Source organism: Serratia sp. CC22-02, from assembly GCF_900182895.1.
Lineage (GTDB): Bacteria > Pseudomonadota > Gammaproteobacteria > Enterobacterales > Enterobacteriaceae > Serratia > Serratia nevei.
Genome location: NZ_FXUD01000007.1, coordinates 86,812 through 111,050 on the forward strand (window position 1 = coordinate 86,812; position 24,239 = coordinate 111,050).

The 24,239-nt window shown below is 60.5% G+C and carries 26 protein-coding genes, 1 pseudogene and 1 riboswitch; of the genes and pseudogenes, 14 read left to right on the forward strand and 13 right to left on the reverse strand.

The window, feature by feature from the left end; all coding sequences use genetic code 11:
- Positions 1-135: 135 nt before the first annotated feature.
- From srlA to gutQ, 7 genes are all read left to right on the forward strand, one after another.
- A complete protein-coding gene (gene srlA / locus QOL81_RS20415) occupies positions 136-684 on the forward strand; it encodes a PTS glucitol/sorbitol transporter subunit IIC (RefSeq protein ID WP_004941528.1) in 549 nt (182 codons plus the stop codon).
- A 15-nt stretch (positions 685-699) separates the two neighbouring features.
- A complete protein-coding gene (gene srlE, locus QOL81_RS20420) occupies positions 700-1,680 on the forward strand; it encodes a PTS glucitol/sorbitol transporter subunit IIB (protein ID WP_070913879.1) in 981 nt (326 codons plus the stop codon).
- A gap of 22 nt (positions 1,681-1,702) precedes the next feature.
- Positions 1,703-2,065 (forward strand): PTS glucitol/sorbitol transporter subunit IIA, encoded by a 363-nt coding sequence (gene srlB, locus QOL81_RS20425; protein ID WP_004941520.1) that lies wholly within the window; start codon positions 1,703-1,705, stop codon positions 2,063-2,065.
- Positions 2,066-2,075: 10 nt separating this feature from the next.
- A complete protein-coding gene (gene srlD, locus QOL81_RS20430) occupies positions 2,076-2,855 on the forward strand; it encodes a sorbitol-6-phosphate dehydrogenase (RefSeq protein WP_060424894.1) in 780 nt (259 codons plus the stop codon).
- A 46-nt stretch (positions 2,856-2,901) separates the two neighbouring features.
- Positions 2,902-3,258 (forward strand): transcriptional regulator GutM, encoded by a 357-nt coding sequence (gene gutM / locus QOL81_RS20435; protein WP_070913878.1) that lies wholly within the window; start codon positions 2,902-2,904, stop codon positions 3,256-3,258.
- 83 nt (positions 3,259-3,341) lie between these two features.
- On the forward strand, positions 3,342-4,115 hold the full coding sequence (gene srlR, locus QOL81_RS20440; protein WP_033635559.1) for a glucitol operon DNA-binding transcriptional repressor SrlR: 774 nt from the start codon (positions 3,342-3,344) through the stop codon (positions 4,113-4,115).
- Positions 4,108-5,079, forward strand: coding sequence for an arabinose-5-phosphate isomerase GutQ (gutQ, locus tag QOL81_RS20445; RefSeq protein WP_049270680.1), 972 nt, complete (start codon positions 4,108-4,110; stop codon positions 5,077-5,079). The genes srlR and gutQ overlap by 8 nt, the downstream gene beginning before the upstream one ends.
- A gap of 39 nt (positions 5,080-5,118) precedes the next feature.
- On the opposite strand, the gene QOL81_RS20450 is transcribed toward gutQ, so the two are convergent.
- The 3 genes from QOL81_RS20450 to thiM all read right to left on the reverse strand — a co-directional run bounded on the left by QOL81_RS20450 (position 5,119) and on the right by thiM (position 7,253).
- On the reverse strand, positions 5,119-5,577 hold the full coding sequence (locus QOL81_RS20450) for an inhibitor of vertebrate lysozyme family protein (protein ID WP_060434395.1): 459 nt from the start codon (positions 5,575-5,577) through the stop codon (positions 5,119-5,121).
- Between the two features lie 84 nt (positions 5,578-5,661).
- Positions 5,662-6,462 (reverse strand): bifunctional hydroxymethylpyrimidine kinase/phosphomethylpyrimidine kinase, encoded by an 801-nt coding sequence (thiD, locus tag QOL81_RS20455; RefSeq protein WP_033648851.1) that lies wholly within the window; start codon positions 6,460-6,462, stop codon positions 5,662-5,664.
- Positions 6,462-7,253, reverse strand: coding sequence for a hydroxyethylthiazole kinase (gene thiM, locus QOL81_RS20460; RefSeq protein ID WP_060424900.1), 792 nt, complete (start codon positions 7,251-7,253; stop codon positions 6,462-6,464). Before thiM ends, thiD begins: the two co-directional genes overlap by 1 nt.
- A 35-nt stretch (positions 7,254-7,288) precedes the next feature.
- A riboswitch (TPP riboswitch) is annotated at positions 7,289-7,385 on the reverse strand.
- Positions 7,386-7,527: 142 nt separating this feature from the next.
- Here thiM and QOL81_RS20465 point away from each other — a divergent pair.
- A complete protein-coding gene (locus QOL81_RS20465; protein ID WP_060424902.1) occupies positions 7,528-7,953 on the forward strand; it encodes a GNAT family N-acetyltransferase in 426 nt (141 codons plus the stop codon).
- A gap of 101 nt (positions 7,954-8,054) precedes the next feature.
- The gene (locus tag QOL81_RS20470) at positions 8,055-8,735 is read left to right on the forward strand and encodes a methyltransferase (RefSeq protein WP_070913875.1); all 681 of its coding nucleotides are present in this window, start codon (positions 8,055-8,057) and stop codon (positions 8,733-8,735) included.
- Here QOL81_RS20470 and QOL81_RS20475 read toward each other — a convergent pair.
- Positions 8,712-9,941 (reverse strand): MFS transporter, encoded by a 1,230-nt coding sequence (locus tag QOL81_RS20475; protein WP_169318675.1) that lies wholly within the window; start codon positions 9,939-9,941, stop codon positions 8,712-8,714. The two genes, QOL81_RS20470 and QOL81_RS20475, sit on opposite strands and share 24 nt — an antisense overlap.
- A 95-nt stretch (positions 9,942-10,036) precedes the next feature.
- Here QOL81_RS20475 and QOL81_RS20480 point away from each other — a divergent pair, with 95 nt between their 5' ends.
- Positions 10,037-10,486 (forward strand): winged helix-turn-helix transcriptional regulator, encoded by a 450-nt coding sequence (locus QOL81_RS20480; RefSeq protein ID WP_033648951.1) that lies wholly within the window; start codon positions 10,037-10,039, stop codon positions 10,484-10,486.
- Between the two features lie 6 nt (positions 10,487-10,492).
- On the opposite strand, the gene QOL81_RS25810 is transcribed toward QOL81_RS20480, so the two are convergent.
- The 3 genes from QOL81_RS25810 to QOL81_RS20495 all read right to left on the reverse strand — a co-directional run bounded on the left by QOL81_RS25810 (position 10,493) and on the right by QOL81_RS20495 (position 11,720).
- The gene (locus tag QOL81_RS25810; RefSeq protein WP_487250614.1) at positions 10,493-10,711 is read right to left on the reverse strand and encodes a DUF1158 family protein; all 219 of its coding nucleotides are present in this window, start codon (positions 10,709-10,711) and stop codon (positions 10,493-10,495) included.
- Between the two features lie 87 nt (positions 10,712-10,798).
- Positions 10,799-11,179: a putative T6SS immunity periplasmic lipoprotein gene (locus QOL81_RS20490; protein WP_033648952.1), complete on the reverse strand. Its 381-nt coding sequence runs from the start codon at positions 11,177-11,179 to the stop codon at positions 10,799-10,801.
- A gap of 7 nt (positions 11,180-11,186) precedes the next feature.
- On the reverse strand, positions 11,187-11,720 hold the full coding sequence (locus QOL81_RS20495) for a hypothetical protein (RefSeq protein ID WP_060432245.1): 534 nt from the start codon (positions 11,718-11,720) through the stop codon (positions 11,187-11,189).
- A gap of 273 nt (positions 11,721-11,993) precedes the next feature.
- On the opposite strand from QOL81_RS20495, the gene rluF reads away from it, so the two are divergent.
- Positions 11,994-12,863, forward strand: coding sequence for a 23S rRNA pseudouridine(2604) synthase RluF (rluF, locus tag QOL81_RS20500; protein WP_021504493.1), 870 nt, complete (start codon positions 11,994-11,996; stop codon positions 12,861-12,863).
- Positions 12,864-13,004: 141 nt separating this feature from the next.
- Here the strand turns inward: rluF and QOL81_RS20505 are convergent, their stop codons facing one another.
- Together QOL81_RS20505 and QOL81_RS20510 are read right to left on the reverse strand one after the other, a co-directional pair.
- Positions 13,005-16,067, reverse strand: coding sequence for an autotransporter outer membrane beta-barrel domain-containing protein (locus tag QOL81_RS20505; protein WP_283440009.1), 3,063 nt, complete (start codon positions 16,065-16,067; stop codon positions 13,005-13,007).
- A 195-nt stretch (positions 16,068-16,262) separates the two neighbouring features.
- Positions 16,263-16,577, reverse strand: a complete 315-nt coding sequence (locus QOL81_RS20510; protein ID WP_025303891.1) for a putative periplasmic lipoprotein — start codon at positions 16,575-16,577, stop codon at positions 16,263-16,265.
- Between the two features lie 175 nt (positions 16,578-16,752).
- Between QOL81_RS20510 and QOL81_RS20515 the strand changes: the two genes are divergently transcribed.
- Both QOL81_RS20515 and QOL81_RS20520 read left to right on the forward strand, forming a co-directional pair.
- Positions 16,753-17,385 carry a response regulator transcription factor gene (locus tag QOL81_RS20515; protein ID WP_147840188.1) on the forward strand — a complete coding sequence of 211 codons (633 nt, stop codon included), beginning with the start codon at positions 16,753-16,755 and terminating at the stop codon, positions 17,383-17,385.
- Complete coding sequence (locus tag QOL81_RS20520) at positions 17,382-19,166, forward strand: hybrid sensor histidine kinase/response regulator (protein ID WP_169318677.1); 1,785 nt, start codon at positions 17,382-17,384, stop codon at positions 19,164-19,166. Before QOL81_RS20515 ends, QOL81_RS20520 begins: the two co-directional genes overlap by 4 nt.
- On the opposite strand, the gene QOL81_RS20525 is transcribed toward QOL81_RS20520, so the two are convergent.
- Positions 19,163-19,996, reverse strand: a complete 834-nt coding sequence (locus tag QOL81_RS20525; RefSeq protein ID WP_060424912.1) for an enoyl-CoA hydratase/isomerase family protein — start codon at positions 19,994-19,996, stop codon at positions 19,163-19,165. The genes QOL81_RS20520 and QOL81_RS20525 overlap by 4 nt on opposite strands.
- Before the next feature lie 122 nt (positions 19,997-20,118).
- On the opposite strand from QOL81_RS20525, the gene QOL81_RS20530 reads away from it, so the two are divergent.
- The gene (locus tag QOL81_RS20530) at positions 20,119-20,481 is read left to right on the forward strand and encodes a winged helix-turn-helix transcriptional regulator (protein ID WP_060388328.1); all 363 of its coding nucleotides are present in this window, start codon (positions 20,119-20,121) and stop codon (positions 20,479-20,481) included.
- Positions 20,482-20,685: 204 nt separating this feature from the next.
- Here the strand turns inward: QOL81_RS20530 and QOL81_RS20535 are convergent.
- The 3 genes and pseudogenes from QOL81_RS20535 to guaB form a co-directional block, all read right to left on the reverse strand.
- A pseudogene (locus QOL81_RS20535) lies at positions 20,686-20,817 on the reverse strand (type II toxin-antitoxin system Phd/YefM family antitoxin); the annotation flags it as partial.
- A gap of 213 nt (positions 20,818-21,030) precedes the next feature.
- Positions 21,031-22,608 carry a glutamine-hydrolyzing GMP synthase gene (gene guaA, locus QOL81_RS20540; RefSeq protein WP_025303899.1) on the reverse strand — a complete coding sequence of 526 codons (1,578 nt, stop codon included), beginning with the start codon at positions 22,606-22,608 and terminating at the stop codon, positions 21,031-21,033.
- Positions 22,609-22,710: 102 nt separating this feature from the next.
- A complete protein-coding gene (guaB, locus tag QOL81_RS20545) occupies positions 22,711-24,174 on the reverse strand; it encodes an IMP dehydrogenase (RefSeq protein WP_004941460.1) in 1,464 nt (487 codons plus the stop codon).
- Positions 24,175-24,239 lie beyond the last annotated feature (65 nt).

The window sequence follows — 24,239 nt, forward strand, 5'->3', positions numbered from 1 at the left end:
TTCGAAATAAAATATTTATCTTTCAAACTGTGATCTATTTAAAACAAATAGCCCAACAAAGTGACTACTGTAAGGCCCATGGCCACAGAGCCGCCGTTCGCTCCAGGCCATATCAGTCCATTACAGGAGAACATAATGATTGAGCTAATCACCCACGGCGCCGAGTGGTTTATCGGCCTGTTTCAGAAAGGCGGTGAAGTGTTTGTCGGCATGGTGACCGGCATTTTACCTTTGTTGATCAGCCTGTTGGTTATCATGAACGCGCTGATCAAATTTGTTGGCCAGGAACGTATCGAACGATTGGCGCAGCGCTGCGCGGGCAACCCCGTCTCGCGTTATCTGCTGCTGCCGCTGATCGGCACCTTTGTCTTCTGCAACCCGATGACCCTCAGCCTGGGGCGCTTCATGCCGGAGAAATACAAGCCGAGCTACTACGCGGCGGCCTCCTACAGCTGCCACTCGATGAACGGCCTGTTCCCACACATCAACCCCGGCGAGCTGTTCGTTTACCTCGGCATCGCCAGCGGCCTGACCACCCTCGGCCTGCCGCTCGGCCCGCTGGCGGTGAGCTATTTCCTGGTGGGGCTGTTCACCAACTTCTTCCGCGGCTGGGTCACCGATCTGACCACCAGCCTGTTCGAACGCAAGATGGGCATCCGTCTGGATCGCCAGGTGCAACTTTAATTCGTGGAGTGCAGCATGAGTGCTTATATCCGTATTGAAAAAGGCGCCAGCGGCTGGGGTGGCCCCCTGGAGCTGCCGATAGAGCCCGGCAAGAAAGTGGTGTACATCACCGCCGGCACCCGGCCTTCGATCGTCGATCGCCTCAGCGAATTGACCGGCTGGCCGGCCGTCGACGGTTTCAAAGAGGGCGAGCCGCCGGCGGAAGAGATCGGCGTGGCGGTGATCGACTGCGGTGGCACCCTGCGCTGCGGCCTGTACCCGAAACGCCGCATTCCGACGGTCAACATCCACGCCACCGGCCAGTCCGGCCCGCTGGCGCAGTTTATCCTCGAAGACATCTATGTCTCCGGCGTGCGCGACCACAACATCAGCCGAATCGAAGCGGCAGATAGCCAACCCGCCGCCGCCGTTGCAGCGCCGCCCAAGGCACGCAACTACGACACCAGCAAGAAGATCACCGAGCAAAGCGACGGGCTGCTGGCGAAGGTCGGCATGGGCATGGGATCGGTGGTGGCGGTGTTCTTCCAGGCCGGGCGCGACACCATCGACACCGTGCTGAAGACCATCCTGCCGTTTATGGCGTTCGTCTCGGCCTTGATCGGCATCATCATGGCCTCCGGCCTCGGGGACTTTATCGCTCACGGCCTGACGCCGCTCGCCAACAGCCCGATCGGCCTGGTGACGCTGGCGCTGATCTGCTCATTCCCGCTGCTGTCGCCGTTCCTCGGCCCCGGCGCGGTCATCGCCCAGGTGATCGGCGTGCTGGTCGGGGTGCAGATCGGCCTCGGCCATATTCCGCCGCAGCTGGCGCTGCCCGCGCTGTTCGCCATCAACGCGCAGGCCGCCTGCGACTTCATTCCGGTCGGCCTGTCGCTGGCGGAAGCCAAGCAGGATACCGTGCGGGTCGGCGTGCCCTCGGTGCTGGTCGGCCGCTTCCTGACCGGCGCGCCGACGGTGTTGATCGCCTGGGCCGCCTCGGCCTTCATTTATCAATAAGCTGATTTCCAGGGAGACGTTTATGCACACCATTTTTCACACCACCATCACGCAGATCGGTGGCTGCGCCCGCGACGCGTTGCTGGACAACATGCTGATCACCTTCCGTGAAGGCGCGCCGGCGGATATCGAAGAGTTCTGCTTCATCCACCGCCACGGTGCGACCGCCGGTGAGCTGCAGGTCGGCGGCGTGATGGAGCTGGCGCAGCAGCGCTACGCCATCACCGCCGTTGGCAGCGTTGCCACGCAGAACCTGCGCGAACTGGGCCACATCACCGTGCGCTTCGACGGCGAAGCCGAAGCCGAATTCCCCGGCTCGATCCACGTATCCGGCCCGACGCCGACCGATATCCCGTTGGGCAGCACGCTGTCATTTATCGCATAAGGAGTAGACCATGTCTGAAGTAGCTGTAGTGATTGGCGGCGGCCAAACGTTAGGCGCCTTTTTGTCCCACGGGCTGGCGCAGGCCGGTTATCGGGTGGCGGTGGCCGATCTGAACGCCGACAACGCCAATCTGGTGGCACAGCAGATCAACGAAGCGTTTGGCGCAGGCAGCGCCTGCGGTTTTCAGGCCGACGCCACCGACGAGCAGAGCGTAATCGCGCTGGCGGCGGCGGTTGACCGGGCGTTCGGCCAGGCCAACCTGCTGGTGTACAGCGCCGGCATCGCCAAGGCGGCGCCGATCACCGATTTCCCGCTGGGCGACTTCGATCGCTCGCTGCAGGTGAACCTGGTGGGTTATTTCCTCTGCGCCCGCGAGTTCTCGCGCCTGATGATCCGCGACGGCATCGCCGGGCGCATCATTCAGATCAACTCCAAGTCCGGCAAGGTCGGCAGCAAGCACAACTCCGGCTACAGCGCCGCCAAGTTCGGCGGCGTGGGGCTGACGCAGTCGCTGGCGCTCGATCTGGCGGAATACGGCATTACCGTGCATTCGCTGATGCTCGGCAACCTGCTGAAGTCGCCGATGTTCCAGTCGCTGCTGCCGCAGTACGCGCAAAAACTGGGCATCGCGCCGGACCAGGTGGAGCAGTACTACATCGACAAAGTGCCGCTGAAGCGCGGCTGCGACTACCAGGACGTGCTGAACACCCTGCTGTTCTACGCCAGCGACAAGGCCTCTTACTGCACCGGCCAATCGATCAATATCACCGGCGGCCAGGTGATGTTCTGACGCCATCGACGCCCCCTTCCGCGCAAGGGGGCCTAAGGAGAACCCCATGACTCAAGCTCTGATCGCCTTCGCGCTGCTGGCCTGGCTGCTGCAAATCGCCTTCGGCTGGTGGCAACTGCAGCGCTTCAACCGCGCCTTCGACGGCCTGTGCCGGCTGGGCGCCGTCGGCGTCGGCCGTTCCGGCGGCCGCTTCCGCCCGCGAGTGGTGCTGGCGCTGGCCTTCGACGCCGATCGGCGGGTGTGCGGCAGTCTGTTGCTGCGCGGCCTGACCGTTTTCGCCCGGCCCCGCCCGCTGCCTCGATTGCACGGTTTGCATCAGCGGGATTTGCGCCCGGATGTGATCTTCCCCGAGGATCGCGCATGCCAGTCTGCACTATCGTTAGCGATTAAACCCAAATCGTGATATTTTCACATTAAAAGACATTACCTTTCATAGTGAATTATTCAGCGAGGGGAAATGCCCAACTCTTGTGAACGGGAATCGCGATGAAACCAAAGCAGCGGCAGGCCGCTATCCTTGAATATCTGCAGCGGCATGGCAAAACGGCAGTGGACGCCCTGGCCGAGCATTTCTCCACCACCGGCACCACCATCCGCAAGGATCTCACCCTGCTGGAAGAAGAAGGCGAGGTGATCCGCACCTACGGCGGCGTGGTGCTCAGCCGCGACGACGGCGATCAGCCGATCGACCGCAAAACCCATATCAATACCGAGAAAAAACGCCACATTGCCAGCGCCGCCGTGGCGCTGATCGCCGACGGCGACTCGCTGATCTTCGATGCCGGCAGCACGGTGCTGCAGATGGTGCCGCACCTGGCGCAGTTCAATAACATCACGGTGATGACCAACAGCCTGACCATCGTCAACGCGCTGGTGGAGCTGGACAACGATCAGACCATCCTGATGCCCGGCGGCACCTACCGCAAAAAATCGGCCTCGTTCCACGGCAGCCTGGCCGAATCGGCGTTTCAGCAGTTCAGCTTCGACAAACTGTTTATCGGCGCGGACGGCGTCGATCTCAACGCCGGCGTCACCACCTTTAACGAAGTGCACAACGTCAGCAAAGCGATGTGCGAAGCCGCCGGCCGCATTATTCTGTTGGTAGACTCCTCGAAATTCGGCCGCAAGAGCCCGAACGTGGTGTGCGAACTCAGCGCCGTCGACACGCTGATCACCGACCGAGACATCAACCCCGATTACCTCGCCGCCCTGCAGGCGAAAGGCATCAATATCCTTCTGGTAGGAGACCCCGATGAGTAACGCCAACGCCCTGCTCGCCTTCGCCCGCGAAACGCTGGAGATCGAGCTGACCGAAGCGCAACGCCTGCTGGCGCGCCTGGACGACAACTTCGTCTGCGCCTGCGAACTGCTGCTGAACTGCCGTGGCAAAGCGGTGATTTCCGGCATCGGCAAATCCGGCCACATCGGCAAGAAAATCGCCGCCTCGCTGGCCAGCACCGGCACGCCGTCGTTCTTCGTGCATCCGGCGGAAGCGCTGCACGGCGATCTCGGCATGATCGGCGCCGACGACGTGGTGGTGTTTATCTCCTACTCCGGCCGCGCCAAAGAGCTGGATCTGATCCTGCCGCTGCTGGCGGAGAACGGCATTCCGGTGATCGCCATCACCGGCGGCAAAGAGTCGCCGCTGGCGCAGGCCGCGGCCTGCGTGCTGGATATCGGCGTCGAGCGCGAAGCCTGCCCGATGGGGCTGGCGCCGACCTCCAGCGCGGTCAACACGCTGATGATGGGCGATGCTCTGGCAATGGCGCTGATGCGCCAGCGCGGTTTCAACGCGGAAGATTTCGCCCGCTCGCACCCGGGCGGCAGCCTGGGGGCGCGCCTGTTGAACCGCGTGCATCACCTGATGCGCACCGGCGATCGCCTGCCGCGCGTGAGCGAAAGCGCCAACGTGATGGAAGCGATGCTGGAGCTGAGCCGCACCGGGCTCGGGTTAGTGGCGGTCTGCGACGCGCAGCAGCGGGTGGTGGGCGTGTTTACCGACGGCGACCTGCGCCGCTGGCTGGTGAAGGGCAACAGCCTGCAGGATCCGCTCAGCCCGGCGATCACCCGCCCCGGCTATCGGCTGCCGGAGCAGTGGCGCGCCGGCGAGGCGCTGGAAGCGCTGCACGAACAGCACATCAGCGCGGCCCCGGTGGTCGATATGGACGGCGTGCTGGTGGGGGCGCTCAACCTGCACGATCTGCATCAGGCCGGCATCGGCTGATCAACGCCGGGGGCGCCATCACCGGCGCCCCCAGTCTGATTATTTCCAATCAGGATTGTTCTCGAACTGCTGCTTCAGCAGCGCCTTCATGTCGTCATTCGGCTTGCCGAGCCACTGGTACTTGGCATACTTCTTCGGATGATCGACGGCTTCCGGCCGATCTTCCACTGCCACCCGCACGCCCCAGGCCTGGGATTTGTCCGCGCTGAACGCCACGATCAAAAAGTTGTTGCCGCAGTCGTGCGGCTTGCACAGGTTGCCGACCAGATACTCTTTGCCCTTCCAGCTCAGATTCTGCGCCGGCGTAGAGGTGCCGACGCCCTTGCGCGCCCAGCCCGGCATCCGCGCCTGGCCTTTCACCATGTTTTGCCAGCTGGCCTGATACCCCGGCTGCTGAATCAAATCCGACGTGGTGACGATCTGCTGGGCAAAGCTGCCCGCGCTGAAGCTGAGCAGTGCGCCGAAGAGGGCGCAACGCAGCGCCTGGTGTCCCGTCATAGTCCTTCTCCCTAGGTTAAATCAGGTTTCGCCCATAAAACCGGGCCTGAACTAGTCAGACCACGGTTGCGGCAAAAAGTTGACTCACCACCAGGCATGGAAATGATGCACCGGCCCGATGCCGTGCCCCACCTCCAGCGTGTCCGCCTGTTGCAGCGCTTGTTGCAGGTAGTCCTTGGCGGCGGCCACCGTCGCCGCCCAGTCGGCATGGCGCGGGCGCAGCGCCGCCAGCGCGGCCGAGAGCGTGCAACCGGTGCCGTGGGTGTGGCGGGTGGCGACGCGCGGCGCGGTAAAGCGCTGCTCGCCTTCTGCGGTAAACAGCCAGTCCGGGCTCTCACTTTCGCTCAGATGGCCGCCCTTCATCAGCACTGCCCGGCAGCCCATCGCCAACAGCGCCCGCCCCTGCTCGCGCATCTGCGCTTCATCTTCCGCCGGCGCGCACGCCAGCAGCGCCGCCGCTTCCGGCAGGTTCGGCGTAATGATCGACACCAGCGGCAACAGCTCGCGCCGAATAGACGCCACCGCCTCCGGCGCCAGCAACGGATCGCCGCTTTTCGCCAGCATCACGGTGTCCAGCACCACGAACTCCGGCCGGTAATGGCGCAGCCGTTCGGCCACCGCCTGCACGATGTCGGCGTTGGCCAGCATGCCGATCTTGACGCTGTCGATGCGCACGTCGCTGAACACCGAGTCCAGCTGCGCGGCGACGAACGCCGGATCGATGTAATACACCGACTGCACGCCGCGGGTATTCTGCGCCACCAGCGCGGTGATCACCGAGGTGCCGTAGGCGCCAAGCGCCGAGAAAGCCTTCAAATCGGCCTGAATGCCGGCGCCGCCGCTGGGATCGGTGCCGGCGATGGTCAGGGCGTTAATACGTTTCATCACAGATCCTCCCCGCGCAGCTGATACAGGGCATCGAGGAACGCCGGCGTAAAGCTGCCCGGCCCGCCGGCCTGTCTGGCCGCGAGACCGCCGCAGTGGGACATCACCCGGCAGGCGGTCGCCGCGTTGTCCAGGCGATCGCCCGGCAGGGCGCAAAACGCCGCCACGACCGCCGACAGCGCGCAGCCGGTGCCCACCACCCGCGTCATCAGCGGGGAACCGCCTTCGATCGCCCAATCGCGTTGGCCGTCGGTGACGTAATCCACCGCGCCGGTGACCGCCACCACCGCGCCGCTGCGCTGCGCCAGCTCACGCGCGGCGGGCAAGGCCGCCAGCGAATCGTCGCCGCTGTCAACCCCGCGGCCGCTGGCCAGCAACCCGCTGAGCGCCATGATTTCCGAGGCGTTGCCGCGTATCGCCGCCGGTTTCTCGTCCAGCAGCTGTTTAGCAAAGGCGGTGCGGTAGGAGAGCGCGCCGACCGCCACCGGATCCAGCGTCCAGGGCTTGCCGGCCCGATTGGCGGCGGCCACCGCCGCCCGCATCGATTCGGCGCGCAGCGCATTGAGGGTACCGACGTTGATCAGCAGGCCATCGGCCAGCGCGCTGAACTGCGCCGCCTCTTGCGGCTCCACCACCATCGCCGGGGAGGCGCCGAGCGCCAATAGCACGTTGGCGGTCAGCGATTGCACCACTTCGTTGGTCAGGCAGTGGATCAGCGGAGGCCGCTGTTGGAATTGGGTCAGACAGGCCGCGGCGCGCGCGCCGGGTAGTGCATCAGGTCGAGCGATCATATTCCTCCCAACCGGCGTTCAAGAAGGCGGCGCCGGCTGGGCGGCCGTGACTTCCCTACGCTGGCATTATCCAGATCAGGTAATACGGGTATTTCTCAGCCTTCACGTAGAAGGGCACCCCGAGTCATGAAAATCAATAGGTTGTGATCAACGTTGCGTTAATCCCTGCAGGGGATCATGCCAGCGGCGGCGCGGACAAACAAGCGAATAAATTGGCTCGGCAGGCATACGCCGCGCAATGCGCTATAGTGAGCACAAACCACCGGGAGATGCCATGCAGATAAGACCCTACCAAGAGACCGATCGCCCCTTCCTGCGCACGCTGTACCTGGCGTCGCGCAAGGCGGCGTTCGGCTGGCGCGATACCTCAAACTATCAGTTGGAAGATTTCGACGGCGCGACGCTGGGCGAAGCGATTTGGGTGGCGGAAGACGGCGGCGTGCTGCTGGGATTCGTCTCCGTCTACCGCGAAGACAACTTCATTCATAACCTGTATGTCGATCCCCATCAGCCGCCGCGCGGCGTCGGCAGTGCGCTGCTGCAGGCGGCGGAAGCTACCTTCACCGCCACCGGCTCGCTGAAATGCCTGGTGAAGAATGAAAAGGCGCTGGCGTTCTACCGCAAACACGGCTGGCGCATCATCTCTACCGGCAACGACGGCGAAGAAGATTATTACCTGATGCATTCGCCGGCCCGCTAACGCCGCCTTTCCCGTCACAGAACTCATTAATGATAATGGATTTCATTATCATTTAAGCATACCCTTCCTTGTCTCTCTCAATGAACTTGGCAAGGAAGGTTATGCAACACCAAACGGATACACGCTTCCCCGATGCCGCAGCGGCGGACTACGATCGCCGTATTCTGACCCTGGTGCCCGGCTATCAGTTTGCCCAGGCGCTGCTGACGGCGACGCTCGCACAGACGCTGCCGAATGACGCCACGCTGTTGCTGGCCGGCTGCGGCACCGGCAGTGAACTGGAGGCGCTGGCCGCCGCCAACGCCAGCTGGCGTTTCAGCGCCGTGGAACCCTCCGCCGGCATGCTGGCGGCCGCGCGCGCCAAGGCCGAAGCCGCGGGTTACGCACAACGGGTGAGCTTCCAGCCCACCTTGCTGCAACAAGCGCCGCAAACCCGCCACGACGCGGCGGTGTGCTCATTGGTGCTGCACTTTATCGCCGACGATGGCGCCAAACTGGATTTCCTGCAGCAGTTGGCGCAGCGCCTCTCCCCCGCAGCACCGCTGCTGCTGTTCGACTATCAGCCGGAGGGTCTGCCCGTCAGCCACTACCAACATTGGCTGCAAAGCGCCGGGCACTCGGCGGCGCAGGCGCAGGAGGTGATCGAACGCACCCGCCGCAACTGGCACCCGATGGCGGCGGCGCGCAGCCGTCTCCTCCTGGCGGAAAGCGGCTTCACCGCGCCTCAGCAATTGTGCGGTGCGCTGGGCTTCCAGCTTTCACTGCTCCACCGCCGTCGATGAGGGCGGCATCCCGCGCAGCGTCAGCCGCCAAAACAGCAGCGCGCTCAGGCTCACGCCTGCCCCCAGCCAGCAGACGCCGCTCCAGCCCGCCCAGGCGTACATATGGGTGCCGGCAAAGGCACCCAGCCCGCTGCCGACGGCGTAAAACAGCATGTAGCAGCCCACCAGCCGGCTGTGCGACTGCGGGTGCGCGCTGAAGATCATGCTCTGGTTCAGCACGTGGATCGCCTGGCCCGCCAGATCCAGCAATACGATGCCCGCCACCAGCCAAACCAGGCCGCTGCCGAGCAAACCGAGTGGCAGCCAGGCCAGCGTCAACAGCAGCAGACACACGCCGCTGGCCGCCTGCCCCAGCCCGCGATCCGCCAGATGCCCGGCGCGCACCGCCGCCAGTGCGCCCACCGCGCCGACCAGGCCGAACGCCCCCACCGCGGCATGGGTGAAGTTGAACGGCGCCTGGCTCAGCGGCAACACCAGCGAACTCCAAAAGAGGCTGAAAGCGCCGAACATCAGCAGCGCCAACATGCCGCGAATTTGCAGCGTGCGGTCATGCAGCAACAGGCTCAGCATCGAACGCAGCAGCTCGGGATAGCTCAGCGTACTGGGAGCGGTGCGCGGCGCAGGCAGCAGGCGCGACAAGATCGGCAGCAATACCAGCGTCACTCCGGCAGAGAAGAAATACACCGTGCGCCAGCCGCCGACGTCCGCCAGCGCGCCGGACAGGGTGCGCGCCAGCAGCAATCCCAGCACCACTCCGCCCTGCGCCGCACCAACCACCCGCCCGCGCTCCTGCGGCGCCGCCAGGGCTGCGGCGTAAGCGATCAGCCCCTGCGTCATGGCGGTGCCCAATAAGCCTACCAGCAACATTCCCGCCAGCAGCCAGGGCGCGCTGTGCGCCCAGCCCACCAATAGCAGCGCGCCGATCAGCCCCAGCTGTTGCCCCGCCAGCAACCGATGCCGGTTCAGCCGATCCCCCAACGGCACCACCAACAGCAGCGCCAGCACACAGCCCAACTGAGTCACGCTGATCACCATGCCGACCGCCGCCAGGCTGATGGAAAAATCATGGGCGATAGCGTCCAGCAGCGGCTGCGCATAGTAAACGTTGGCCACGCTGAAGGCGCTGGCGGCGGCCAACAGCAGCACCAGGGGGGCCGGCAGGCGCCCCAGCACCGCACAGGAGGGATCCAGCAGTTTGTCGCTCATTGCACACCTCAATCTGGTTTCATTATTAAACCCAATGAACTTTAGGTGTAGAGGTTTTATAATGCAACCAGAATATGCAGCTGGAGATAACCGTCGTGAAACGTAAAAGCCTGGAAGACGCGCCGTGCCCGGTGGCGCGCACGCTGGATGTGATTGGCGACTGGTGGTCGCTGCTGATCGTGCGCGACGCCTTCGACGGCGTCACCCGCTTCAGCGAATTTCAAAAAGGGCTGGGGATGGCGAAGAATATCCTTGCCACCCGCCTGCGCGCGCTGGTGACGCACGGCGTGCTGGAGATCGTGCCCGCCGCAGATGGCAGCGCCTATCAGGAATATGTACTGACCGAGAAAGGCCGCGCGCTGTTTCCGGTGATCGTCGGCCTGCGCCAGTGGGGGGAAGATCATCTGTTCGCCGAGGGAGAAGCGCACTCAACGCTGGTGGAAAGCGACAGCGGCCGCCCCGTCCCGCGCCTGACGCCGATCGGCAGCGCCGGGCAGACGCTCACCCCGCTGAATACCCGGGTGGTGAAGGTGGAGGAACGGTGATGAGAGTTAGTGGCGGTGCCCGCAGCTCACCCGCTGAAAAACCTGGCGGATAAAGAGCCATTCCAGACACCCGGCCAGCAGATAAACCGCGCCAAAAATGAGCGCACCAAACCATTCCGTATCGTTAAAATGGAAAAACTCGCTGGCGTCAATCAGCCAAGCGGTTTGAGCCTGGGTACAGGAAAAAGCTTTATTGTCAGCACAGCCAGCCCAACAACAGCCAATGTGTTAGCGAGCAACAGGGCAAGTTTTTTCATAGCCTTTCATTCTACAACCTAACGCAGTCCAACAAACTAAACCTAAGAACATGTGTTAATGGTTAACCCTCAGGTTGCCCCGTTCGTCGGAGACAACCATGAATGCGGCGGTAATCAAATGCGAACCTTCGGGTGTCTGTATATCGTAGGCGACGGAATAACGCTTCCCTGGCCGAAAAGCATAGTCGAATACCGGCATGCACCTCCCCGGCTCAACGAAGAAAACGTCATTATCGATAGCTTTAATGAGCTTATCGCCTGATTCGCTATAAATCTGAACGAAGCGAATATTATCCCCCGCCTTCATAGAAGAAAGAATGCAGACATGGTTATCTTTGGCAGTGACGACGGCGGGGAAGCGTGGAGTCAGCTTATCGCCAGGCCCCGGACAGCCGACCAGGAGGCAGGCCGTGAATAGAACCAAATATTTTTTCATGCTCCCCTCATCCCTTAATAATTTTTCGATAAAGTGCATAAATGTCACGCAAACTATCGGTTCCCCTGTACTTGCCCACTCGTCCAGGACGTTGATAATAACGCCACGTTTCAATACCATAAACCAACAGCAGCCAGTAATCAGCAAAAATCGAAGCTTGTTGCTCCAGCGAGTAATCAGTAATTTTATTCTTATCAAGGCGATAGTTGTACTCAGCCGCCCAACTAAACAACCCACGCATTCTTACCCATTGTCCATGCTGATGCTGCCATACATGCCCCAACTCATGGATGAAAAGATGTTTTTCTTCTATCAGAACCGTGTTATCAGAAAAATCGTCTTTATAGAGTTCCCTCCGTAACCATAACTCGCCATTAGGTGCCATGGCATAACTTCTGTTTTGTAAGCCAAACGGGAAATAGCTATCACAGTGTATCCATACACGACCATATATAATTGAGCTTCCATATATATGGCGAGCCAATTTAATTTCCCCCATGGTCATACGTCGTAACGTCCCTTCCTCGGCTAATGCGTTCATTTATCCCTCCTTGAATTTATCAATATCCTAATGCTTTTCTAAAATGAATCTATACATGACCGCTTAAATAGTTTAATTTGGCACAATCCATTTATAACTTGAATAATTTGCAGAAAAATCCTCATCGAATTTCTATAATTAATTAAACGAAAAAAACATATTGCAAATACCTTTGTAGTAGCCGCGGTCAGGATACCCTTATCCAGCCCCCCTGCATGATTCGCTTCGCAGTGTCATCCGGGTAATGTATAGTCCGCGTTTTACGGAGATCCCATGCTGACCAACTCATCCATTCGTCTGAACAAATACATTAGCGAGAGCGGTATCTGCTCACGCCGCGATGCCGATCGATACATCGAACAGGGCAACGTTTTCATCAACGGTAAGCGCGCCACCGTTGGCGCTCAGGTATTTGCCGGGGATGTCGTGAAGGTTAACGGTCAGCTGATCGAACCGCGTAATGAAGAAGATCTGGTGCTGATCGCGCTGAACAAGCCGGTCGGCATCGTCACCACCACCGAAGACGGCGAGCGCGACAACATCGCCGACTTCGTCAACCACAGCAAACGCATCTTCCCGATCGGCCGTTTGGACAAGGATTCGCAGGGGCTGATCTTTCTGACCAACCACGGTGACCTGGTCAACAAGATCCTGCGCGCCGGCAACAATCACGAGAAAGAGTATCTGGTGACGGTCAACAAGCCGGTGACCGACGAGTTTATTCGCGGCATGGGCGCCGGCGTGCCGATGCTGGGCACGGTGACCAAAAAGTGCAAGGTGAAAAAAGAGGCGCCGTTCGTGTTCCGCATCACGCTGGTGCAGGGGCTGAACCGCCAGATCCGCCGCATGTGCGAACACTTCGGCTACGAGGTCACCAAGCTGGAACGCACGCGCATCATGAACGTCAGCCTGAAAGGCTTGCCGCTGGGCGAATGGCGCGATCTGACCGATGACGAGCTGATCGAGCTGTTCAAACTGATTGAAGGCTCCTCGTCCGAGGCCAAGCCGGCGAAGAAGGCCCCGGCCAAATCCGCCGCGGCGAAAAAACCGAGTGCCGGCGGCCCCAAAAGCGCCGACAAAGCCGCTGCGCCGGCCGGCCGTAAGCGCTTTACCCAGCCAGGGCGCAAGAAAAAAGGGCGTTAACCCCCTTTTACCCGCGCCAAGCCCGCCGTTGCGCGGGCTTTTTCATCATAAAAGTCAGCCACAGGCCGCCACTGAGCCCTCACCATAAAAAAGGCCCGCATCAAGCGGGCCTGCAAGTACCAGAGAAGTCTAGAGGAAAAATCAGAACGACCAGCGCAGGTTGGCGTTGACCGAATTCACGCGGGTATCGGCGCCGAATTGCCCCTGATAGCCGACATCCAACGTCGCGGCGCGCGACAGTTTCACGCTCACGCCGATATCACCCACCATCACGTTGTCATCCACAGCCTGGCCCTGAGTGACGAACGCGTCACTGCCGGCAAACGCCATGCGCGATGAAGTGTTCTTATCGCCGTAGGCGTGCTGCCAACCGAGCGAGCCATAGAGGCTGACGTTCTTCGGCAGCTCGGTCACGCCGCGCACCCCGAGCGTGGAGTAGAAGGTGTTCATCGTTTCATTGCGCACGCTCAGCGCCGCCGCGCCACCCGACTCCTGGAAGCTGTCGGTATGCAGGCGGATATAGCTCAGGTTAATGAACGGTTCGACGTTCATCTCCGGCTGGCCGAAACGGTAACCCGCTTCGGTGAACGCCAGCAATGAGTTGGCATCGTAGTCCGACTTCAGCCGATCCGAGAAGCCGCTGAAATCGACGTTGCGCTTGCCTTCGATCTTGTGCCAGGTGTAACCCAGCGCGCCGCGCAGCGAGAACGCATCCTGCTGCCCCGCCGCATACAGGCCGAGGTGGTAGTTGTCGGTATCGGCCTTGGAACGGCGGCTGTCGACGTCGTAGTCGCCGCGGCTGTAACCGAAGTAGCCGCCGATGCGCACGTTATGGTCCGCCAGCTTGCGATCCGCCCCCAACAGGAAGCCGGTGGTGTTGCCATCCAGCTTGCCTACGTTGCCGTTGCCGCTGTTTCGGCCCCAGGAACTGAAGGTCTGCCCCCAGACGCCGCTGTTTTGCGCCTGCGCCGGTTGCACCAGCGACATCGCCAGCGGTGGTATCGGCAGGCTATCGTTGTCGAACAGGCGCAGCATGCGCTGGTTCAGCACGTTGAACAGCTGGGTGCTGCCGGCGATCAGGTTAGACTGCATCGACGGATAGACTTCGCCGGACAGCTGATTGAACGCCTCGCGCGCTTCCGGCGCGCTCAGCAGCAGCAGCGAGTTGTACAGCGCCAGCGAAGGGCCGTTCTGCACCAACGTCGAGAGCGCACCGGCGGTATTCCACTGGTTGCCGCTTTCGGCCACCGTTTGGAAAATGCCCGGCTTGCCGCTGCCTGGGTTCTCGCCCCCCGGATTTTCACCGCCTGGGTTTTCCCCGCCCGGATTCTCGCCCCCCGGATTTTCACCACCTGGGTTTTCACCGCCCGGATTCTCGCCCCCTGGATTCTCACCGCCTGGGTTTTCCCCACCCGGATTCTCGCCCCCTGGATTTTCACCGCCCGTGTCTTTCTGCGCGATGGTCAGATCCACGGCGTTGGCGCTGTGGTTCAACGCCACATCGAGGAAGGCAGACTTGGAGACCGCCGCCGCGAACTGGCCGTCAATGCCGCCGTCCGAGGTCAGAATGCGGTAGCTTTGGCCGGTTTTATAGCTGGTTTGCGGATCCAGCGCCGTGACCTGCACCTTGGCCCGATCGCTAATGGTGGTTTTGCCCGCCACCAGCAACTGGTCGCTGCGGCCGTCACCGGCGATATCGACGTCATAGAAGGATTCGCCGATAAAATTCAGGTAGCGTTTCAGCGTCAGCGTGCCGATATTGCCGTCGCCGGGCGAGATATGGCCGCCGGACTGGATCTCGGTCTGGCCCAGCGTGCCGTTGCCGCCCAATGTGCCACCGGCCTTGATCGACGCGGCGCTGCTGTAGCCCTGCCCGTTATTGACATCGGAACCCGCCGTCGCGTTGAGGATCAGCGTGCCGCCGTTTTCGGCGCTGAGGGTTTGGATCTCGAAAATGTCGTCTTCTTTCTGGGTATTGATATCGCTGGCGATGATGAGTTTGCCGCCGCGCGCGGTGACGTTGGCCTGCAGCCCAGTGAGATCGCCGTTCAGCGTCGTGTGCCCGGCGGTGTTGATCACCTCGCCTTCGCCGCTCATCTTGTTGCTGAAGACGTAATTGCCGTCGGTATGGTTAAAGTACACATAGCTGCGGAACAATCCACCCCGCAGGGCGATCGCCGTCTGGGCATCGATAGCGCCAGCGGCGCCCGCCGCGCCGAGCGTCGGCTCGGTCAACCCGGTGCCGGTATCCATATTGCCGCGGCTACCGATAATCAGCGCGCCGCGGTTCGAGCCGGAACCGGTCTTGCCCAGCACCACTTCGTTGCCGCCGGCGGAGAATGTCCCGCCGTCCATGACCGCCAACACGCCATTGCCATAATCGCCGACGTTGACGCTGCTGCCGCTGGTAAACCGTGAGCCGTTCCCGGCGATCACCAGCTCGGCGGTTTTACGCGCGCCCGAGACGCCCGCCACCTGAATATTACCGACGTTGACCGCAGCGCCGTTCAGCACGTCCAGATCGCCGTTGAGCGTGAGCGCACGGCCGACGTTCCACTGGGAATTGGCCCCCGTGACCGTGGCCTTCGGGCTCAGCGTATCGGTCTCGCCCGGCCCGCTGCCATTACCGATGCGCGCGTCAAAGGCGGTATTCAACACCGCGCCGTCTTCAATCGCCAGCGTGGATCGCGCCCCTAAGTCGGTGCCGACGCTGAGAAAATTGCTGGTGACGCGGGAACCGGCGCCGGTGGCGATCAGGTGGCTGTCGTAGCCACGCGTGGTGCCGACCACGATCTCTTTCGCGCTGGCCAGCGCGCCGTCTTCAACCCGCAGGGTGCCCCGCCCCAGATTCAGGCCGCCGCGCAGCACGAACTGATCGTTCACCGCGTTCAGCTCAGCGTTCGGCCCGCGAACCGTGACCAGGCTGTCATGAATTTGGCCGTTGAACATCCGGCCGATATTGATGTTATAGGCGCTGATCTTGCCATTCTCGATCAGCAGGTTGCCGCTTTGATTGCGGCCGACGTAAACGTCCCCGGTGTAGGCCAATGATTCGGTAATTTTTGAGTCGCCGTCAAAAATAGCATCGTCTGCGCGAGCGATATCGGCGGGCGCCAGCATCAACAGCGGCGCGGAAAATAGAGCGAGGTAAAGTTTGGAAAGCGGTGTTTTAACCGCTAAAGGGTGCGATGTCTTGTCATTCACGGGCTATCTCCGTACTCGTTGGCGTGATGGCGCGAAATTTATTGTTATGGGTAAACTCACTGAGCTAGAGGAAGTGTGAGGCGTTATTTCGCGCACGCCGGTTTAGTGATCGTCGAAGCAAAAGCTTATTGCCCCCCGGCGCTGACGCTCCGACGATGGAAAACCAGGAAGCGGAAATACCGCCCCCAAAGCGAATTATTTATGCGTGACCACCGGCGTACAGGTCGGCGCGCTCAGCGACGGCGACGAACCTAAAATTCCCGGCATCATCAGCGACGAGCAATCGAAAATACGGCCCTTTTCCGTGGTGGCGCGATATGAAAGTTTTTGGCCGCCCAGCGCATCCGGCTGCGCGCCATTGACGTTGGTCACGGTAATTTCGTCCGATGAGCCCAGGCCCAGCATTTTGGCGGTTTCCGCCTGCAGCAGTGGAATGGCCTGATCGGTTTTCAGGGTGGAACAACCGGCTATCATCATCGTCACGGTTAAAGCGATAAGTGGTTTCTTCATAAATTATCCTTTATAACCAATCAGTTAAAATTATCGATTGGCTTTATGTTTTCTCTTATCCAAATCCTCGAATAATATATTTCCCTTTCCTAAACGAAAAAACCCTCCTAAAGTAGGGAGGGTTGATAATAATTCATCAGACTTATCTGAACTGTGAAGGCGAAAGGAGAATCCTTTGGGGCAGGATTATGCGTTGGTCGTTGATGACCATCCATTGGTAGCAAGCGGCATCGCTAATTTTCTCAGCACGCATTGCCGATTCAAACAGGCGCATGTGGTGACCAATGAAGAGAATTGCTACCGTCATATTAGGGAAAATGGCCCGCCGCGTTTACTGGTGATTGATTTTTGGCTCTCTTCCGGTACAGCGTTGAAATTACTCAAAGAAGTAAAACAACGTTATCCGCAGGTACGGATTTTAGTGGTCAGCGGCGACGAGAATAACGATATCTGGCAGAAAGTGCACAATGCCGGCGGGCACGGATTCGTATTAAAAAACGAGCCACCTGAATTATTCGCCAGGGCGGTTTTTGCGCTAAATAATAATCAGGAGTGGTTCCCGGAGGGAAATGAATACGCTATTAAAAGCAGCCATGACCATTTAAATAAATTCAATTTAACGCCGAGGCAAATCGACGTATTAACCATGATGTTGCGCGGCCTGCCAAATAAAAGAATCGCGACGCAGCTCTCTATTTCCGAACCTACCGTCAAAGAACATATCAGCAATATATTGAAAAAGATCGGCGTCAACAGCCGGGTAGAAGCCATCACGCTGTTGCACGGCAAACGGGATCCGTCGTCATGAGGTTTTTCCAGAATTTACAAAATGATGGTATCTCCCCACGCGCGCAGATCCGCCTGCTGGACAACACCTTCATGCGGCTGGTATTCAGTTTCACCGCCGTGCCTTTCGTCGGCATCCCGTTCGCCATCTGGATTTATTTGCTGGGTGATGAACTCGGCCCAACCATTACCTGGATCATCGTTTACCTGCTATGCGCCGTGGCGATCCGAATATGGCGCCGCCGCTACCTGCATGAGGCCAAAGAAAATGATGAAGACGCCGTGCTGCGCCGCTGGCTGCCGCGCATTAATAAGGTGGCGTTTATTCACGGACTGGGGATCTCATCACTCTATTTAATTACGCCGCAGACCCATAACTTTGACTTTTTTCTGCTGCTCAATATCAGCATCGCCGCGATCGTCGCCGCCAACGCAACGCATCTGACGCCGGTTATCAGCACCTTTACCCGCTTTTTCTTCGCTTCCTGGGGGCTGCTGAACCTCGGCATCATCTGCCGGCTGGAAGACGTGATGTTCATCGTGCTGATGCTGAACTTGCTGTACGGCTTCGCCATTTACCGCCACGCGTTAACCTCACATGCGTTCTTTATCCAGCAGGCGTTGCTCGAGGAACAAAGCTCGCGCCTGGCGGAGCAGTTCCGCCAGGCTAAAGAGGAGGCGGAACAGGCGCTGCTGGACAAGAACCAGTTCCTGACCACCGCCAGCCACGATCTGCGCCAGCCGGTGCACGCCATGGGCTTTCTGATCGAAGCCATCATCCACAAAAACCGCGACGACAGCCTGACGCCGCAGCTGCTGGATCTGCAGCAGAGCGTGCGTTCGGTGCATTTGATGTTCAATTCATTGCTCGATCTCAGCAAGATCGAATCCGGCAACGTGCGCACCGCCGCCACCCATGTGGATATCGGCGCCCTGCTCGACTCGGTGATCACCCTGTTCCGCGAAGAGGCCAACAGCCGCGCCCTGGCGCTGCGCACCTGGCGGCCCAAACGGCGCATCAGCGTGATGGGCGATCCGCTGCTGGTGCGGCAATCGCTGATTAACCTGATCCAAAACGCCCTGCGCTACACGCAACAGGGCGGCGTGTTGATCGCTATCCGCCCGCGCGGCGCCGAGTGCCTGGTGGAAGTGTGGGACACCGGCGTGGGCATCGCCGACGAAGAGAAAAGCAAAATCTTCTCCCCTTACTACCGCCCCGAACTGGCGTGGAAAATCGACAGCGCCGGCCACGGGCTGGGGCTGGCGGTGGTGGCGCGCTGCGCCAAGCTGATGAAGGTGAAGTACGGCATGCACTCCGTCGAAGGCAAAGGTTCGCGCTTCTGGATGCGCTTCACGCAATACATCGGCGAAGATAAAGCGCCGGAAACCGCGGCTGCCTACGACAACACCGCCACGCCTATCCGCTATGCGCCGCTGCGCGGCGCCTGCCTGGTGGTGGACGACGATCCCTTGGTGACCTCCGCCTGGGAGAGCCTGATGAGCACCTGGGGCATCACCGTGCGCTGCGCGGCCTCCGCCGAGGAAGCCTTCACCATTGTCGACGACGGTTTTACGCCGTTCGCCGTGCTGTGCGACCAGCGCCTGCGCTCCGGCGAGAGCGGTTTCGACATCCTGAAAGCGCTGTTCGAACGCCTGCCGGACGTGAGCGGCGCGATGGTCAGCGGCGAGTTCAACTCGCAGATATTGCAAGAGGCCGAGCAGGAAGGCTATCTGGTGCTGCGCAAGCCGCTGGAGCCGGCCAGGCTGCATGCGCTGCTGACGCAGTGGGGGGCGGCATCTTAGCGGGCCAGATGACGCAGCAGGCCTTCAAGGTTGCGCTCCCCCTCCGGGGTTTGCGCACCGGCCTTCAGCCCGCCGCGAATCAACCGCTCCGCGGCCGGGCGTGCGAACAATCCCGCCCAGGCGTCGTGCTCGCGATAAAAACCGGCCTGCAGATCCGGCGCAGGCATCGCCTGTTTGGCCGCCGCAATCACGCCCTCTGGCAATGCCGCGATGTTGCGCGCTAACCGATCGACGAAATCATCCAGCTCGGCGGCAGGCAAGGCGCGGTTAATCCAGCCGTAGCGTTCTGCGGTAGCGGCATCGATGAGATCGGCGCCCAGGATCACTTCCAGAGCGCGGCCGCGCGTCATTCGGCTCGTCAGATACTGCGTCGCACCGCCGCCGGGCGTAATGCCCATCAAGGCCTCGCACTGGGCCAGTCCCGCCGTTTCCCGTGCCGCGAAAGCCATATCGGCCGCCGCCACAAACTCGGCGCCGCCGCCGCGCGCCAGCCCAGCCAGCTTAACGAGAGTGACCTGCGGCTGGCTGCGCAGCAGTTCGCCAAACGCCTGGAACGGATTAAGCCCCTCCGGCGCGTTGCTAGCCAGTTCATCGAAAGCGTGCGGCTCATCGATCAAGGTCATATCGACATGAGCAATAAAGAACGCTGGGTTCGCGCTCTGGAACACCAACACCCGCGTATCCGGATCGTCACGCACCGCGAGCAATAAACGGCTGATTTCCGACATCAGCGCCACATCAAGCACGTTTACCGGTGGGTTATCGATAGCGATCGTCATCACGCCGTGCGCATGAGACAGCCTGAGTTTGCTGAAATCTGTATCTGTCATCTCAATGTCCTTTTACCTGGGGTACAAGTGCGGGTTATTCGTGCCCTGTTTCAAATGGTATACTTTGCATACCTGGCGTCAATTACGCACCTTAAGCATCCCAGGGATGCAGGAGGATACCGATGGATAAGACCGATGTTGTTTACCGCGCCGACTGCCCTAGCCGCATCGTGCTCGATCAGATTGCCGATAAATGGTCCATGATGGTGCTGGAAGTGCTGCGCGAGCCGCAGCGCTTCAACGCCATCAAGCGCCGTCTGGATGGCGTCACGCAACGCGTGCTGACCCAGACGCTGCGCAAGCTAGAACGCAACGGCATGGTGCATCGCAAAGTGTTGGATGGGCGAGTGCTTGGCGTCGAGTATTCGCTGACGCCGCTCGGCAAATCCCTGCAGGGGCCGTTCTCGATACTGTTCGACTGGACGTTAGGGAATATTGAGGCGATTCAGGAGTGCCAGCGCAAGTATGATGAGCAGGACGGGTGATGCGATCCCCAAAGTCTTTCACTTGCAGGTAAACGAGGGTTAGGCAGCCCTCGGGCTATCAGGGCATGATGAGACGCTTAAACAACAACTGCTGGATATCCTGATGGTGTGACAATGGAGTCAATACAGTGCCTTACGGTACGCGTGTGCTCAAAGGCCACCTGCTGTTCCAATACAATCCCTTAATGTTGAGCACTGTAATGCTTAAAGCCCATCCAACAGCTGTTCCTTCGAGAACACACGCCCTTCCGCTTTATCCTTCGCTGACAGCATCAGTAATTTCAGCAGAGCAATGGCGTTCTCTCGCTTCTGCTGCTCATAGGATTCTATAACGTAGTTGATGGTCTCTACTTTCATCGTATCCCAGTCGCTATCAATCATACCAAGGTCTGAACATAGGCCATATTTCGACCACAAACAATGTTCGGCTTTACCCAAGGCTGGAAGCATGGCGGAAAAGATATGGCCAAATAAAGAAAAACCCCCTGTAAAAACAGAGGGTCTTAGTCACTACGGCCTAGTTACGAACAGGCTGCAGGAAGTGTTAAATCACTCCCACTCGATCGTCGCCGGCGGCTTGCCGCTGATGTCGTACACCACGCGGGAGATGCCGTCCACTTCGTTGATGATGCGGTTGGAGACGCGGCCGAGGAAGTCATACGGCAGGTGCGCCCAGTGCGCGGTCATGAAGTCGATGGTTTCTACCGCACGCAGGGAGACCACCCAGTCGTATTTGCGGCCGTCGCCCATCACGCCGACCGAACGCACCGGCAGGAACACGGTGAACGCCTGGCTGACTTTGTTGTACAGGTCGGCCTTGTGCAGCTCTTCGATGAAGATGGCGTCGGCGCGGCGCAGCAGATCGCAGTACTCTTTCTTCACTTCGCCCAGCACGCGCACGCCCAGACCCGGGCCCGGGAACGGGTGACGGAACAGCATGTCGTACGGCAGGCCCAGCTCCAGGCCGATCTTGCGCACTTCGTCTTTGAACAGCTCTTTCAGCGGCTCGACCAGGCCCAGCTTCATCTCTTTCGGCAGGCCGCCCACGTTGTGGTGCGACTTGATCACGTGCGCTTTGCCGGTGGCGGAAGCGGCGGATTCGATCACGTCCGGGTAGATGGTGCCCTGTGCCAGCCATTTCACCTGCTCTTGCTTGCAGGCTTCTTCGTCGAACACTTCAACGAACACGCGGCCGATGATTTTACGCTTAGCTTCCGGCTCGTCCACGCCCGCCAGCGCGGTCAGGAAGCGGTTTTCCGCCTCGACATGCACGATGTTCAGGCCGAAGTGGTCGCCGAACATTTCCATCACCTGCTTGGCTTCGTTCAGGCGCAGCAGACCGTTGTCGACGAATACGCAGGTCAGGCGTTTGCCGATGGCGCGGTGCAGCAGCATCGCGGTCACGGAGGAGTCGACGCCGCCGGACAGGCCGAGGATCACGTGGTCTTCACCCACCTGCTCGCGGATGCGCTCAACCGCATCTTCGATGATGGTGGCCGGGGTCCACAGGGCTTCACACTGGCAGATGTCCAGTACGAAGCGCTCCAGCATGCGTTGGCCCTGGCGGGTGTGGGTCACTTCCGGGTGGAACTGCACGCCGTAGAAGCGTTTTTCTTCGTTGGCCATAATGGCGAACGGGCAGGTGTCGGTGCTGGCGATGGTCACGAAGTCGGACGGGATCGCGGTCACTTTGTCGCCGTGGCTCATCCACACGTCCAGCAGCGGTTTGCCGGCCGGGCTGATGGCATCTTCGATGTCGCGCAGCAGCGCGCTCTCTTTGACGATTTCCACCTGCGCATAGCCGAACTCGCGTTCGTTGGAACCCTGCACATGGCCACCCAGCTGCATCGCCATGGTCTGCATGCCGTAGCACACGCCCAGCACCGGCACGCCGGCGTTGAACACGTAGTCCGGCGCGCGCGGGCTGCCGGCTTCGGTGGTGCTTTCCGGGCCGCCGGAGAGGATAATGCCGCTTGGGTTGAATTCGCGGATCTGCTCTTCGCTAACGTCCCAGGCCCACAGTTCGCAGTAAACGCCGATTTCGCGCACGCGGCGGGCGACCAGTTGGGTGTATTGCGAACCGAAGTCCAGTATCAGGATGCGATGCTTATGGATATTTTGTGTCATGTGAGGCGAATTCCAGCAACAAGAGAAAAAGAGCGAAAATGTGTGTTTCGGGATGGGGCTTAACGCCCCACCCCGGCCTCTCACTCAGGAGAGGTTAAGGCATTAGCCCATGCGGTAGTTCGGCGACTCTTTGGTGATGGTCACGTCGTGCACGTGGCTTTCCTGAATGCCGGCGCCGCTGATGCGCACGAACTCCGCCTTGGTGCGCAGATCGTCGATGGTGGCGCAGCCGGTCAGGCCCATGCAGGAGCGCAGGCCGCCCATCTGCTGGTGCACGATGGCTTTCAGCATGCCTTTATAGGCCACGCGGCCTTCGATACCTTCCGGCACCAGTTTGTCGGCGGCGTTATCGGTCTGGAAGTAACGGTCGGAAGAACCTTTGGACATTGCGCCCAGCGAGCCCATGCCGCGGTAAGATTTGAACGAACGGCCCTGATACAGCTCGATTTCGCCCGGGGATTCTTCGGTGCCCGCCAGCATGGAGCCGACCATCACGCAGGATGCGCCCGCGGCGATCGCTTTGGCGATGTCGCCGGAGAAGCGGATGCCGCCGTCGGCGATAACCGGGATGCCGGTGCCTTCCAGCGCTTCCACCGCGTCGGCGATGGCGGTGATCTGCGGTACGCCCACGCCGGTCACGATGCGGGTGGTACAGATAGAGCCAGGGCCGATACCGACTTTCACCGCGCTCACGCCGGCTTCAGCCAGCGCTTTGGCGCCCGCTGCGGTCGCGACGTTGCCGCCGACGATCTGCAGATCCGGGTATTTGGCGCGGGTTTCGCGGATGCGCTGCAGCACGCCTTCGGAGTGGCCGTGCGAGGAGTCGATCAGCAGGACGTCAACGCCTGCCGCCACCAGCGCGTCAACGCGCTCTTCGTTGCCGGCGCCGGCGCCGACCGCCGCGCCCACGCGCAGACGGCCGTGCTCGTCTTTACAGGCGTTCGGTTTGCGTTCCGCTTTCTGGAAGTCTTTAACGGTGATCATGCCCAGCAGGTGGAAGCTGTCGTCCACCACCAGCGCTTTTTCTACGCGCTTTTCGTGCATCTTCTGCAGCACCACGTCGCGCGCTTCACCTTCTTTCACGGTGACCAGGCGATCTTTTGGCGTCATGACCGCGGTGACCGGCTGGGTCAGATCGGTCACGAAGCGCACGTCGCGGCCGGTGATGATGCCGACCAGCTCGTTGTCTTCGGTGACGACCGGGTAACCGGCGAAGCCGTTGCGCGCGGTCAGCTCTTTCACTTCCTGCAGCGTGGTGGCCGGGGTAACGGTCTGCGGGTCGGTGACTACGCCGCTTTCATGCTTCTTCACGCGGCTGACTTCTTCAGCCTGGCGCTCGATAGACATGTTTTTGTGGATGAAGCCCAGGCCGCCTTCCTGCGCCAGCGCGATGGCCAGGCCGGATTCGGTAACGGTATCCATGGCTGCGGACAGCATAGGGATGTTCAGGCGGATGGTTTTGGTCAGTTGAGTGCCGAGCTCTGCGGTGTTAGGCAGAACCGTGGAGTGGGCTGGAACCAGGAGGACGTCGTCAAACGTCAGAGCTTCTTTAGCGATACGTAGCATGGGCAATATCTCACCAGGGTGGGCTGTGAAAAAGATAAAATATTGCCGCGGCATTATACAGAGCG